This window comes from Terriglobales bacterium, assembly GCA_035651655.1.
GTDB lineage: Bacteria > Acidobacteriota > Terriglobia > Terriglobales > Acidobacteriaceae > DASRFG01.
The window spans coordinates 1-12767 of sequence record DASRFG010000010.1 but is presented as its reverse complement, the minus strand read 5'-3'; the positions used below and the strand labels follow the sequence as shown (position 1 = coordinate 12767).

Below are 12767 nucleotides of genomic sequence, written 5' to 3'. Positions count from 1 at the left end.
GGGTGCTGAGGAGTGCTCCGGGCGGTTTAATGATTCAATGACTAAAATGATTCAATAATTCCACATGGGCCTGAAAACAAAAGTCGAAGCCATCATTTACGCGGCTGACGAACCCGTCAGCCTGGAGCATATCGCTACTCAACTACGTGGAGCCGTGCCGCTGGTGGATGGAGCTGAGCCCACTGATGCTCATATTAAGTCCGCAGTTCGCGCAGCTATCGAGGAACTGGTGGTGGAGTACGCCTCCGCCGAGCGCGCTATGGAAGTCCGCCAGGTTGCCGGTGGATACCGCATGGCCACCAAGCCTGAGCACCACGACGTGGTCCGCGCCTTCGCCAAGAGTTTAAAGCCGCCGGTGCGGCTCTCGCTGCAGTCGCTCGAGACCTTGGCGGTAATCGCCTACAAACAGCCAATCACAATACCTGAGATCAGCGAGATTCGTGGCGTGGATTCCAGCGGCGTTATCGCCACCCTGCTCGATCGCAAGCTGGTAACTACCGCCGGACGCAAGGCCGTCATCGGCCGTCCGATTCTTTATAAGACCACGCGGGAGTTCCTGCTGCGCTTCGGATTGCGTGACATCAACGAACTTCCGAGTATGGAAGAGTTTGAGAAACTGGCGGGCGAAGCCTTGGGTCTGGATACCGCGACTGCCGAAGGCAGTGGCGCCACGGGCGGAGGAATTGCCGACGCGACCGGCGTTCCCGAAATTCCCGAAGAAGCATCCGAGGTCGAATCGCAGGCAGAACTCGGCACTGCCTTGGAAGGCGAAAATCCGGAGGCAAAATCGGCGCCAGCTTTTGACGACGATTTGATCTTGTCCGACCTAGCCGAGCAAGCGACGCCGATCCTCAGCTAAATCTTGCGCTCGCAAGTCTGGCTGCTCCCGCCCGCGCGGGATTGGACGCAATGCTCTATCATCTTCCTGATGCCTTCGGAACGTCTGCAAAAGATAATCGCCGCCGCTGGAATCGCCTCCCGCCGCAAAGCTGAGGAGCTCATCACCTCCGGCCAGGTCGCGGTGAACGGGCAGATCGTCAGCGAGCTCGGCTCCAAGGCCGATCCGGAGACCGACCATATCCGCGTCAAGGGAAGACTTCTCCGCGGGCCCGAGCGCCACGTCTACCTGCTGCTCAACAAACCAAAAGGATTCGTGACCACCGTCACCGATCCTGAGGGCCGGCCCACCGTGATGGACCTCTTGCGAAAAGTACACGCGAGGGTTTATCCGGTCGGCCGTCTGGATTATGCCAGTGAAGGATTACTGTTGCTGACCAACGACGGCGAGCTCGCGAATATGCTCACCCGCGCCGCCTCGCACGTGCCAAAAACATATTTGGTGAAAGTGAGCGGCAAACCGAGCAATGAAAGTCTTTCCCGTTTGCGTTCCGGAGTGACCCTTCGCGGGCCCGGCAAGCGCCCGGTTAAAACTGCCCCTTCCAAGCTGCGCCTGGTGCGGGACGCTCCCAATCCCTGGTATGAGATTACGCTGACGGAAGGTCGCAACCGCCAGATCCGCCGCATGTTCGAGGAAATCGGTCACCACGTCGAAAAGATCAAGCGGGTGCGCTATGGACCACTCGAGCTCGACGTCGAGCCAGGCCAATTCCGTCCACTTGCCAGGCCGGAGATCGAGCGCTTGAGAAATTCCGTTCGCACCGCAGCGCCTGCTTGACTCCAGTTCAGGGAAAAACCGTCAGGCCCGCCGTCGTGCTGCCGGTTCAGCATCCTCGGAAGTAGCGGAGGTCATCATGGGCAGTCGAGCTGCGCCGTACAGACCAGCATCGCTCCCGAGTAGTGCGCGGGTAACGATCGTGGTTTTGCCGTAGCGCTGCGGACCCACCTGCGCCGCCGCGCCTTCCAGCTTCGTTGCCGGAAGCGATTGGGCTCCGCTACGATCAAGCTGGGCGGGTGCAGTTGCTGCATACACCATGCTGCGTTTCAGCATCTCTGCAAACATACTGGGAGCGAATGCGTCCCACGCGCTGGCTACACCGCCCCCGATCACGAACATCGGCAGATTCAGCGCGTTGACCATGTTTCCAACGCCGGTCCCCAGAGAGGCGCCCATGCGGCGGAAAATGGCCCGCGACGGCTCATCCCCCTGGATCGCAAGGTTGTAAACAATCTTGGCGCTGAACTCGGGCTCCGATTCCGCCACTCGTGCCAGCTGCGGCGCCTTTCCGCTGTCAATCAATTCACGGGCCATGCGCACAATCGCGGTGGCTGAGGCGAAGACCTCCACGCAGCCGTGATTTCCGCACTTGCAAAGCGGGCCATTAACGTCAATCGTCATGTGCCCGAGTTCTCCAGCCATTCCGCTCATGCCGTGCCATATACGCCCGCGCAGAACGATGCCACCACCTACGCCAGTGCCCAGGGTGAAGATGCACATATCGTCCACGTCGCGCGCGGCGCCCAGCCACTTCTCACCTAAGGCGGCAGCGTTGGCATCGTTCTCCAGAATTACGGGCGCATTCAGTCCCCGTTCGATCTCGTCGCGCACAGGGTAGTTGCTCCAGCCCGGAAGGTTGGGCGATTCGCGCGTCATGCCGGTTTCCAGATCAATGATTCCAGGGACGCCGATGCCCACTCCGAGAATGGTGCCCAAGTCGCGGAACTTCGCCGTGAGCGAGCGTATGGCGGTAACCATATCGGCGATAACCTGGTCGCGCCCCAGGCTGACGCGCGTACCCAGCGTCACCTTTTCAAGCAGGCGGCCTTCCTCATCCACCACCGCAATCCGCAGATTGGTACCGCCCAAATCCACGCCAATGGCAAAGTTAGGCATATTCGGATTTAACTATGGTTCAGACAGCCGGACTAATGTATCGCGATTTGCTCTTTCGGGAAAGCGGAGGTTGGGGAAGGGCGGCGTGGCTAGCCTGACATCGTTGTGCTTCGGCCGCGCCCGAGGACAGGGAAACGATAAAAACCTGTCGCCGCCGCCGTTTGTCTCCGCAAATTATAGATGCGTTTCAGAGATTCGGTGCGACCCTCTCATGGAACGCGCGCTTCAGTAAAAATCAGAACAGCTCAAATAGAAACCGCAGCGCCCACAAGTCAGCTTGCAGCGGTGCTCCTCAAGAGCAGCCGAGCAATTCGGACAAGTAAGCATCGTAAGCGCCGGCATGGATCGGTCCGGCTGCTCTGCTTTTTTGTCGGAATCCGGAGCTGCTGACGTGAGTGTCTGCTGAATTTTCGGCATAGCTCTCAACATTATCCAACTTTCCTGGCCTGCAACCAACAAATCAGTGAGCGAACCCGGCCCCCATGGAGTGCTTCTAATTAGCTACGCAGAGGGAGAGCTGCAGACGCAGCGAGGGTCTCTCAGGAGAGACGTATGAAAAAGTTGATGATGTTGCTGGTTTTGCTCGGCATGACCACCGGCCTGACAAGCCTGACGTGGGCCGACCAGAGCAAAGTTGATGCGGTTGACCGCCTGAACGCGGCCGCCAACGTGCTGCACGAGATAATGGCAACTCCGGACAAGGGCGTTCCGGCGGAAGTGCTCGATGGCGCGAAGTGCGTTGCTGTGATACCCCACATGATTAAAGGCGGACTGATTTTCGGCGCGAAGCACGGACGCGGCGTCTCTACTTGTCGCCTTCCCAACGGACAGTGGAGCGCGCCGGCGTTCTTCACCATCACCGGCGGGAGCTGGGGCGCGCAGATCGGCGCGGAATCCGTGGATCTGGTCATGATGATCATGAACGAGAACGGCATGAAGCACCTGCTGCAAAACAAATTCCAGATCGGCGGCGAAGCTTCGGCTGCAGCCGGACCGGTTGGACGTCATGCCTCGGCTGGTATTGACTACAAAGCCTCCACCGAGATCCTGACTTACTCCCGTGCCAAGGGAGCATTTGCCGGACTCGACCTGGGCGGCTCGTGGATCACGCCCGACAAAGATTCAACCGTGGCGTTCTACGGACGTGACTATCCGACGCAGGCCCTGCTGGAGGGCCAGGTACCAGCACCGCCAGAGGCCAAAGTTTTCCTGGCTGCAGTGCGCGGCTCCAAGGCAGAAGCCAAGGAAGTCAAGCCCAGCGGGATGTAATCGGCTCTTAAGAAGGCGAGGGCACGGCGAAAAGCCGTGCCTTTTCTTTTTGCTAAAGAAGCCCGTTCAACCAGCTGTCCCACTGCTACGCGGGTTTGACACAACCTTTGGCCGCAGGTATCCTACTGCCTGTGACGTTAACCTCCACACTGTGCGGCATGTGTATGTGTTGTTGCCGGATGCCGGTGTGGGCGTAGTTCGTCTTTAGGTTTCAAACCCACCCGGCGGCCCAAGCGGGTGGGTTTTGTGTTTCTGACCCCCTCTCACCCGTTCTCAGCCGATAAATATCCCGTGTGGGTTGTGAGTCCCGGAGAATGCCGGGTCATCGAATATTTCAATAGGGAGAGAGGACATCATGAGCACAGACGTAGCCACACCGAACACCACCAGGATTCCCCGTATTAACGAGCCGGCGCCTGACTTTGAAGCCAAGTCTACGCACGGCGTCATCCGCCTCAGCGACTATACATCCAAGGGCAAGTGGGTGCTGCTGTTTTCCCATCCTGCGGATTTCACCCCAGTCTGCACCACGGAATTCATCGAGTTCACCCGCCGCAACCCCGACTTCGAAAAGCGCAACATCCAGCTGATCGGCAACTCGGTGGACAGCATCTACTCGCACATCGCCTGGGTACGCAACATCGAGCAGCACACCGGGCAGAAGGTGCCATTCCCCGTGATCGCCGACCTCGACCAGAAGGTTGCGCGCGCTTACGGCATGGTGCACGAGGCGGTCAGCGACACCGCGGCTGTGCGTGCGGTTTTCTTCATTGACCCCAAGGGCACCATCCGCGCTCTGCTCTATTACCCGCTGCAGACCGGACGGAACGTTGACGAGTTGCTTCGCGTCTTCGAAGCTTTGCAGACCACTGACGCGAACGGCGTCTCAACGCCGGCGAATTGGCGTCCGGGCGAGCCGGTCATCGTGCCCGCACCGCTCACGCAAGCCGACGCCGAAAAACGCGCTGCAGCAAAAGACGGCTTCGAGGTCACCGACTGGTACTTGAGCCGGAAGAAACTCGCTGCCGCCGCCGACTAAGACATTCCGTTGTCATCCCGAGGGCGTGCCGCCTACATCAAGACGAGGCACGCCCGAGGGACCTGGGTTTAACAACAGTGGCGCCTCTGGGTTAAATCTTTTCGTACGAAAGCACGCTTGGCGAAGTGGGAACGCGACCGGCTGCAACCCGGTTACGAGCAGGTTCGATCCCTGCAGCGTGCTCCAACTACCGCGGCATCCACTGCGGATGCGCGGTCAGCAGGCCATTCATAACGAAGACCTGATACGCCAGCACGGTCCCAAAGCCGAGGCTGAGCACCCCTGAAGCCAATCCCAAGTGGCCCGAAAAGCGGCGGTTGCTCCCGAGCAATCGAAGGCCCGACGCAATGCTCATGGTAATCAGCATCATGCCGGCGATGGTGCCCACTCCAAAAACCAGCAGGTAAACCATCGCCCAGTGCGCGTTCCGAATCGTCGCCAGCACCAGGAGGGCTACCGCCGCCGAACCCGCCAGACCGTGCACCGTCCCCACAACGAGCGGGCGCAACGGCCGGTACAGCGCGGATTTTCCCCACACGCGGTCCAGCCATGCCACCGGCGTCTGCTCAACCGAGTGGGGATGGGCCTCCGGCCCGTGTTCGTGCCGATGGTTGTGAATGTAATCCCCATGAGCGTGGTGATGCGAATGGGCCAACTCCGCGCCAGAATCGCCGTTCGCATGTGCCGGTTCCGAGGGAATTGAGCGTATGAAACTCGCCACGTTCATCAATCCCAGCAAGATCAGCATCAGCCCGACCGACAACTCCATGCTCAAACCCACCCGCGCCGGAATGACCAGGCCGAAGAGAATAATGGCGCTGCCCACCGCGAAAATCGTAAGCGTGTGACCGATTCCCCAATACACTCCGACCATGGCCGAACTTGCCAGGCTGCGCTGCCGGCTCACAATGGTTGTGACCGCAATGACGTGGTCAGGGTCGGTCGCATGCCGCATCCCCAGAAAAAATCCCAGTGCGATGATGGAAAAGAAGCTGACCATTTACGATTCCGGCTCTTCCGATTCGGACTTTTCTGACTCAGCATCCGCCGCCGATGCAGCGTCAACCCGGCGCGCGCCTTTGCCTTCACAATCAGGGCAGCGGCTTGAGGTGATCAATCCTTCTTCCAGATAGCCAGTTCCGCCGCAGGTCTCGCAGGGCGGACACGTGTGTTCAGGCTGAGCTTGAACCTCGGTCGTGTCCATGGGCAGGGATTCCCACCCGCAATCCAAACACTGCCAGACTATGACTCCGGTGTCAGCGTCTTGCATCTGCTGCAAGTTGGCCATGGCCTGATTCTATATTGCGCGGCGACGAATCACAGCGGATCGAGAACCAGAGTGACGGCGACTGAATCTGAGCCGGCGTGCCGGAAGAAGAGAGCATTTGAGTGTTCTCAGGGAGTGGCCGGAGTGTGGGTCGTTAGAGTGGCCGGAGTGTGGGTCGTTAGAGTGGCCGGAGTCTGGCTCGGAGAGTGGTCTCAATGCCGCCTTTGATAAGCTAATGCTGGTCGGAAGCGCATGTGGTCCGGTGATCATCCCGGTCTTCAAAACCGGCGGACGGCGTCTTACGGCGTCATCGGTGGGTTCGACTCCCACTCGCTTCCGCCAATTGCCTCGCGCAAGTTATTTGAGCGCAATGGGGATATGCATCAGTCACGAGGCGACATCCGCAGACGCGGCGGAACGCCTTGCCCACCAAGTACCGGCAACAAAACACACGATCGTTGGGATTACCGCCCGCGCCAGAATTCCTATGTAATCAGATGTGTGTGGAGGTTCGTGCCACCCGTGCGTGAGAGTCCGCCAGACCCACATGCTCTCGCCATACAGGTACAAGGCTGCAAGCACAGCCAGCCACAGTAAAGCCTTTTTCGTTTCAATCACCCAAACCAGTGTGATGGCTGCGAGAGCCGCAAAGAGGTCGTAGGGCAATCCCTGAGAGAGCCACATCATCACCATGCCCACGTCTCCCGTGAATGTCATCCGAACGTGCAGTGCCCCGATGAGAACAAGTAGAAAAAATGCCATCATTCTTGAAAACGTCCACAGTCCAATGACGACGAACAGATCTCTTGCGGTCGGTTTGCTCATGGGCTAATGCTAAACGTCGCAGAAACAGGCATCCAAGTTACGTCGGGCACTCCGTCGTTTGGCAAACGTGGGGTCATCGCAGAACTAGATTCTTCAAAATCCCATTGTGTCGTCGGCCGACGGCCCATAGATTGCCGGAACCGGTTGCTCGTTCAGACGCAGGTACACACCGAGCTGGGCGCGGTGATGCACCAGGTGGTTGAGAAACATCTCCCGGTACGCGAGAAAGCGTTGCCCTTCGAAGATCGTCTTACCCTGCCAGGCGAGCCGCCAGTTCTCCTTCCATGCCTCGTCGGGCAGGCCGGCGAGCGCGCTGCGAACCTTGGCCGCGCCCTCATCGAGGACTTTCACCAGTTGCGCAGCCGACTCGAACGGCAGCGGCTTGTAGTTGCCCTTGGAGAAATCCACCTCTGGGGTGGTTAAGATGCCCAACCCGAAGCCGGTAAGCTGCGCCACATGAGGCGCGAGCTTCCCCATGGGCATGGACTTGGCATGCGGCTTGAAGTCGGGCTTGTGGGGAATGCGCTCCAGGGTGGTGCGCGTCTTCTTCATCTCTACATCAAATTCCGGCAGTAGCAGGTCACTGATCGTCATAGTGTTCCGATGATTCAAGTCGAGAATGGACTCGGTTAAATTGCGGACTTCCTATCCTAGTAGTTTTGGGATTTCGGCAGCGCTGGGTCGGGCGCCTTGATCACCGCCGCGATTGTCTTTTGCTTCCCATGGGGAAGGCCCTGGACTCCGCGATTGACCGCTGGCTAGCGCCGGCTGAACGCTTCCAGTTCTGCGGTCAATTCGGTTTGAAAGCTAAGCGCGTTGCGATAGCGGGCGCGGAAATTTTCGTAGCAGATTGAAGCGGTGATTTCGGCAATCTGCGGCTGCGTGAAGTGCCGCCGCAACTCGCGCGAGGTTTGCAGATCAACGTCGGTGGGTGTTCTAGCGATGTCGTCGGCGTAGCGCAGCAAGAGATTTTCTTGCTCGCTGAAGCCGGGATTGCGAATGCCGTTGCGCGCGGCGTGGATGAACTCCATCGGCCAGCCCTGGGCGACGCATTGCTGCGCGTGCAACTGAATCTCAGCTTCGCAACCCAGGCGAGCGGCAGTACGGAGCTGCAACAGAGCGTGGGTCTTTGCTTCAATCAAATTGTGGAAGGGAAACTCCACCCCATCCATTTCGCTAATCAATGCCGCGGTCTTTGCAGATACGCCCGGCTGCGTCAACTTTTGCCATCCCTGACGCCACCAACGTTCAGAATCGTCGGGCACGGCTTCCACAGTTTGGGGCGAGTCGGCCCGTATCTCCGCCAGCTTGGCGGCTCCCCAATCTTTCACACGCTGTGCCTGACGAACTGATGCGCGCTTCAAAGCGTCGAACTTGGGCGCCGCTGCAGTTCTCGCGGTGGTGAGCGCCTTTGCCGCTAAGCGTGTCCATTCTGCAAGCTTCGAGGCAATCACCTCGCGCTGCAGGCGAGCTTCTTGGTCAACTTCAGACAAGGTCCTTACCTCCGCCGTGGCTCTTCTGTTCCAGATTTGCGGATGTCCGCATGGCCCTGGAAATAGGCGCCGTCTTCAATGGTGATACGCTGCGTTACCACGTCGCCGGAAAGCCAGCCGTCTTTGCGAATGTCCACCCGCTCGCTGGCCTGGATGTTGCCGCGCACTTTGCCCATCACGACGATCTCGCGCGCGCTCAGGTTGGCAGTCACAACACCACCCTTGCCGACCGTTACTCGATTGCCTTCGCCCACCAGGCTAATCGAACCCTCGACTTGCCCCTCAATGAAGAGCGACTCCGTGGCCGCAATCTCGCCTCTGATGATCAGTCCTTTCCCAATGCTGACGTATTCCTGCGGTGTGGCGTGGGTGGAACCAGTAGGCGCCAGGATTGGTTTCGATGGTGCTGTGGATGCAGCTGTACTCATGATCGGGTCCTCCGTTGGGGACTCAGGAATCCCGTTTTACTCATTCTGGCATGTCGCTTCCGCCAGATCGAGAAGTTGGTTGGTAATTTCGGGTGCTTGGCTGTCCCCACTATACCCTTTCGGGAGAGATTCAATCATCAGCAAAAGCCCTTAGAAAAAGTTCGGGCACTGACAATCGAGGAAATATTCCGACCACCAATGAATGTGAGCAAAGAATTTGTGCAGCGCCGCCAGCGAGATCAACCCGGTGGATGGCGGCCTAGGAGGCGTTACTCACTGAGCCTAGCGACGCTGCGCCACATTGAACGATACCTCTAAGGCGAGCGGGGCTAGATTCTTCCCATCAGCAGCAGCACAATCACGATCAACAGGATCAGTCCTAGTCCGCCGCTCGGGTAGTATCCCCATCCCGAACTGTAGGGCCAGGTCGGTAACGCTCCCAGCAGCAGCAAAATCAAAAGAATAATTAAGATCAATCGCATCCCAAGCTCCTTTTCAGGGAAATTGGATGCACGAAGCCGGAATTAGGGGAGGCCCTACAAACCGCTTTCGGTGCCTCATTGCAAGACAACTCTGGAGCGTGACTTGCATCCGTCATGGCCTTACTTGTTTCCCGAATCTTTCCGCGAGTGGAAGCATCCTCTTTCGTGTTGAATCATCTCGTGAGACAAATCTTCTTTTTTTTGCTTCTGGTTACGGTTACGAGCAGCTCGGCTTTATCCCAGTTGAGAATCATTCCTACCACCACCCTGCGGGCAGAAAGCGCAAACAACACCAGTGCTGCCGATAGTTTTCACGGCCAATCGAACGGGAATGCTGCCGCCGGCAACATCAGCAAGGAACCGATTCGCTCGCTCCTCTATTCCGGCGCTACCACTCGGGTCTATGCGCACCTGATGGGCTGGTTTGGAGATCCCCGGCACATGAACGTCGGCTATCGTTCCGACGATCCTGCCCAGGTGCATCGCCAGGTGGAAGACATGGTCAGCCGCCGGATTGAAGGCGTGATGATTGACTGGCGCGGCTCTTCGGACGAGGGACCCACCGAGCGCACAACTCAGCTTGTGATGCGAGAGGCTGAGCGGCATCCCGGCTTCACCTTCGAGATTCAGGTGGATCCCAAGGCACTCCGCTCGCTTAAGAAAGGCGACAACGGGACCAAGGAACTGATCCATGAGTTGAAGTACGTTGCCAAAACCTACTTTCCTTCCCCGGCATACATGAAGATTGATGGGCGTCCGGTCCTCTCCAACTTCGAACTCGACAAACATTTCGAAATTGATTGGTCGAAAGTGGTGAAGGAAGTTCCGGGAAATCCGATTTACATTTTTCAACACCCTTCAGGCTTCGAACACCCGTATTCTGCTGGCAGTTTCGCCTGGCTGAAACACAATAAGGACGACCCCAACGACTGGGGAGAGAAGTACCTGGAGGATTTTTATAAAAAGGGCCTGCGTAAATCTGGCGCTTACATCATCGGTTCTGTGTATCCCGGATTCAACGATCGGTTCGCGTCATGGAGCCTAAATCGGGTCATGAGCCGCAACTGCGGGCAAACGTGGCTGGCCACCTTCGGAGCGATCAAGGAATTCTTTTCGGCCTCTAAGCAGTTGCCGGCTGTCCAGATTGTCACTTGGAATGACTACGAGGAAGGTACCGAAGTCGAAAGCGGTATTGAGAACTGCGCCGAAATTTCCGCCCGCGCTGATGGCGACGACCTGAAGTGGAAAATCTCCGGGCGCGAGACCACGAAGGAGAACACGATCAGCCAGTACGTGATTTACATTTCGCTCGACGGCGAGAACCTGATGCGTCTCGGCTCGGTTCCCTCAGGCGTTCATGAGTTTGAGTTACGCAAACTTCGTCTCGGAGCGGGTAAATACATCTTCTACGTGGAGGCGGTGGGGGTGGCCTCAGTAAGGAATCACTTTTCAAACGCCGCAACGTACACAGTCGCCGGTCGCTGATGAAAACTAGGCTGCCGGTAAGATCACCCGTTCCCGAGTACTGACCACTGTTCACCGCGGCGAACCTCTTCCAATTTCCTCTCCCCCTGAGTTGACCACCAGTTTCGCCACCATGCGGGATCATTGGGCATCGCCTCGTCCGTAATTTCTCGCAATGCCTGGTACACCCAGGAGCGAGTAGTTACGTCCAGCGACGGATTGTCAGCCAGGTCAAGCAGTCCGGGCACTGCCTTCACGCGTTGCTCGCGCGTCAGCATTCCAGATTTTGCCAGGCTACACCCGGCGCGCTCGCGCACAGCAGCCGCGGGATCGCTTCCCAGAACCTCAATCAAGGTCTTGATCGTCTCATCCGTTCCAATGTGCGCCAGTCCCTCCACCGCCCAAAACCGTACCTGCTCGTTTGAATCGTGAAGATGATCAGCCAGCCATCCCTGCGTACGCTCGGGTCGCACGCCGCGGTTGGCGAGCATGCCAATTTCCCATTCCACCCAGGGACGCGCGCTGGGATCAGCCTCCGCCTGGCGCATCAACCGAGCGGCGGTTTCCTCATTTTTAGCTAAATGGTTCACTGCCAGATTGATCTCGATGGCCGCTGCCCGCACTCGCAGATCGTTCGAATAGAGGGCCGTCATCTCCAGATTTTGCCAGGTTTTTGTACGGTGCAATTTTCCGTGCCATCCGTCTACGCGATTGGCGATCATCTCGGTGGCGCCCTTATCGTGGTTGATGGCTGCGCCCAAAAGGAATTCCATCTGTCGTTGCGGTGTCTGTTTTTGCAGCCATTCAATGTTGTGGTCTGAAAGTCTGGAGTGCGTTGCCGGAACCGGTTCTCCTGCCACCCCGATCAGCTGCCCGGTAAGCCGTTCCCAGGCACCTTCCAGTGCCCCTGACCGAACCGCGAAGGCCAGCCCCGCTCCCACGATCGCAACCAGCACCAGTTTGCGATAGTTAGCGCCGCCTCCGGTCGGGTGAAGCGGCTCCGGCGAATTTTTTAGCCGATCAAAAGTGTTGTCCACACTACAAGTCTAGGTGCGACTCCGCGACACTCCAAGTTACTTCCGTGATAGTTCAGGTGCCGAAATGTCGCGCCCCGGCGCGGACACGAGTGAAAATCACTCTTGCGGAGTTAAATCAATTGGTACACTGATTTATGGCGGAGCGGCAGGAAACAGCCATCGGCTGGATTGACATTCTCTGGTTGCTATTCCTTGGCGGTCTGGCGTTGCTCCCTCCCATCCGTGAGCCCCACAAGCAATTTACCCTGTTAGCCATAGGTGGATTTCAACTTTTTGAACGCCAGCTCCTGGCGTTGTTTCCCCAACGTGGCCCTTACTACGCTGTCCTGATTAAGATCGGCCTGGCCACGCTGCTGCTCGGCCACACTGGCGATGTCGGGATTAACAGCAGCTATTATCCCGTGCTGTACATACCAGTTATCACCGCCGCCCTCTACTTCGGACCCATCGGCACGCTGCTCTGGACGGCGCTCGCGTCGCTGGCCTATCTCTCTTATTTATTCCCTGCGCTTCAGCAGTATGAACTTACCCCCAGCGGGATTTCAGAATTGGCGATCCGGATTCTGTTCTTTTTCTTCGCCGCGCTTCTGGTGAACCGCTTTGTGATGGAGAACCGCAAACAGGTTGAGCGCTATCAGGCGCTCTCCGCCATCCTTACGGAAGCCAATCGGC

Annotated in this window: 15 protein-coding genes and 2 tRNA genes; 8 read left to right on the top strand and 9 right to left on the bottom strand. The window is 58.0% G+C overall.

Features of this window, described 5'->3' with window-relative positions:
* Positions 1-64 precede the first annotated feature (64 nt).
* The gene (gene scpB, locus VFA76_04580; GenBank protein HZR31112.1) at positions 65-859 is read left to right on the top strand and encodes an SMC-Scp complex subunit ScpB; all 795 of its coding nucleotides are present in this window, start codon (positions 65-67) and stop codon (positions 857-859) included.
* A gap of 69 nt (positions 860-928) precedes the next feature.
* Positions 929-1675, top strand: a complete 747-nt coding sequence (locus VFA76_04575) for a pseudouridine synthase (GenBank protein HZR31111.1) — start codon at positions 929-931, stop codon at positions 1673-1675.
* 21 nt (positions 1676-1696) lie between these two features.
* On the opposite strand, the gene VFA76_04570 is transcribed toward VFA76_04575, so the two are convergent.
* A complete protein-coding gene (locus VFA76_04570; GenBank protein HZR31110.1) occupies positions 1697-2791 on the bottom strand; it encodes an ROK family protein in 1095 nt (364 codons plus the stop codon).
* 552 nt (positions 2792-3343) lie between these two features.
* Here VFA76_04570 and VFA76_04565 point away from each other — a divergent pair.
* From VFA76_04565 to VFA76_04555, 3 genes are all read left to right on the top strand, one after another.
* Positions 3344-4060: a lipid-binding SYLF domain-containing protein gene (locus VFA76_04565; GenBank protein HZR31109.1), complete on the top strand. Its 717-nt coding sequence runs from the start codon at positions 3344-3346 to the stop codon at positions 4058-4060.
* 355 nt (positions 4061-4415) lie between these two features.
* Entirely contained in the window at positions 4416-5099 is a 684-nt protein-coding gene (locus VFA76_04560) for a peroxiredoxin (protein HZR31108.1), read from the top strand.
* A 111-nt stretch (positions 5100-5210) separates the two neighbouring features.
* A tRNA-Cys gene (locus tag VFA76_04555) sits at positions 5211-5285 on the top strand.
* A 1-nt stretch (position 5286) separates the two neighbouring features.
* On the opposite strand, the gene VFA76_04550 is transcribed toward VFA76_04555, so the two are convergent.
* Together VFA76_04550 and VFA76_04545 are read right to left on the bottom strand one after the other, a co-directional pair.
* Complete coding sequence (locus VFA76_04550; GenBank protein ID HZR31107.1) at positions 5287-6099, bottom strand: high-affinity nickel-transport family protein; 813 nt, start codon at positions 6097-6099, stop codon at positions 5287-5289.
* Positions 6100-6387: a hypothetical protein gene (locus VFA76_04545; GenBank protein ID HZR31106.1), complete on the bottom strand. Its 288-nt coding sequence runs from the start codon at positions 6385-6387 to the stop codon at positions 6100-6102.
* Between the two features lie 223 nt (positions 6388-6610).
* Between VFA76_04545 and VFA76_04540 the strand changes: the two genes are divergently transcribed.
* Positions 6611-6708 (top strand) — tRNA-Sec (locus VFA76_04540).
* 45 nt (positions 6709-6753) lie between these two features.
* Here the strand turns inward: VFA76_04540 and VFA76_04535 are convergent.
* From VFA76_04535 to VFA76_04515, 5 genes are all read right to left on the bottom strand, one after another.
* A complete protein-coding gene (locus tag VFA76_04535) occupies positions 6754-7191 on the bottom strand; it encodes a hypothetical protein (GenBank protein ID HZR31105.1) in 438 nt (145 codons plus the stop codon).
* A 93-nt stretch (positions 7192-7284) separates the two neighbouring features.
* On the bottom strand, positions 7285-7785 hold the full coding sequence (locus VFA76_04530; protein HZR31104.1) for a DinB family protein: 501 nt from the start codon (positions 7783-7785) through the stop codon (positions 7285-7287).
* A 164-nt stretch (positions 7786-7949) separates the two neighbouring features.
* Positions 7950-8684, bottom strand: coding sequence for a hypothetical protein (locus VFA76_04525; protein HZR31103.1), 735 nt, complete (start codon positions 8682-8684; stop codon positions 7950-7952).
* Positions 8685-8689: 5 nt separating this feature from the next.
* The gene (locus VFA76_04520) at positions 8690-9112 is read right to left on the bottom strand and encodes a polymer-forming cytoskeletal protein (GenBank protein HZR31102.1); all 423 of its coding nucleotides are present in this window, start codon (positions 9110-9112) and stop codon (positions 8690-8692) included.
* 329 nt (positions 9113-9441) lie between these two features.
* Positions 9442-9594, bottom strand: a complete 153-nt coding sequence (locus tag VFA76_04515; protein ID HZR31101.1) for a DUF3309 family protein — start codon at positions 9592-9594, stop codon at positions 9442-9444.
* Positions 9595-9837: 243 nt separating this feature from the next.
* On the opposite strand from VFA76_04515, the gene VFA76_04510 reads away from it, so the two are divergent.
* Positions 9838-11079 (top strand): endo-1,3-alpha-glucanase family glycosylhydrolase, encoded by a 1242-nt coding sequence (locus tag VFA76_04510; protein ID HZR31100.1) that lies wholly within the window; start codon positions 9838-9840, stop codon positions 11077-11079.
* 23 nt (positions 11080-11102) lie between these two features.
* Here the strand turns inward: VFA76_04510 and VFA76_04505 are convergent, their stop codons facing one another.
* Positions 11103-12095 carry a HEAT repeat domain-containing protein gene (locus VFA76_04505; GenBank protein ID HZR31099.1) on the bottom strand — a complete coding sequence of 331 codons (993 nt, stop codon included), beginning with the start codon at positions 12093-12095 and terminating at the stop codon, positions 11103-11105.
* Between the two features lie 134 nt (positions 12096-12229).
* On the opposite strand from VFA76_04505, the gene VFA76_04500 reads away from it, so the two are divergent.
* The coding region (locus VFA76_04500; protein ID HZR31098.1) for a hypothetical protein at positions 12230-12767 on the top strand (538 nt) is incomplete at its 3' end.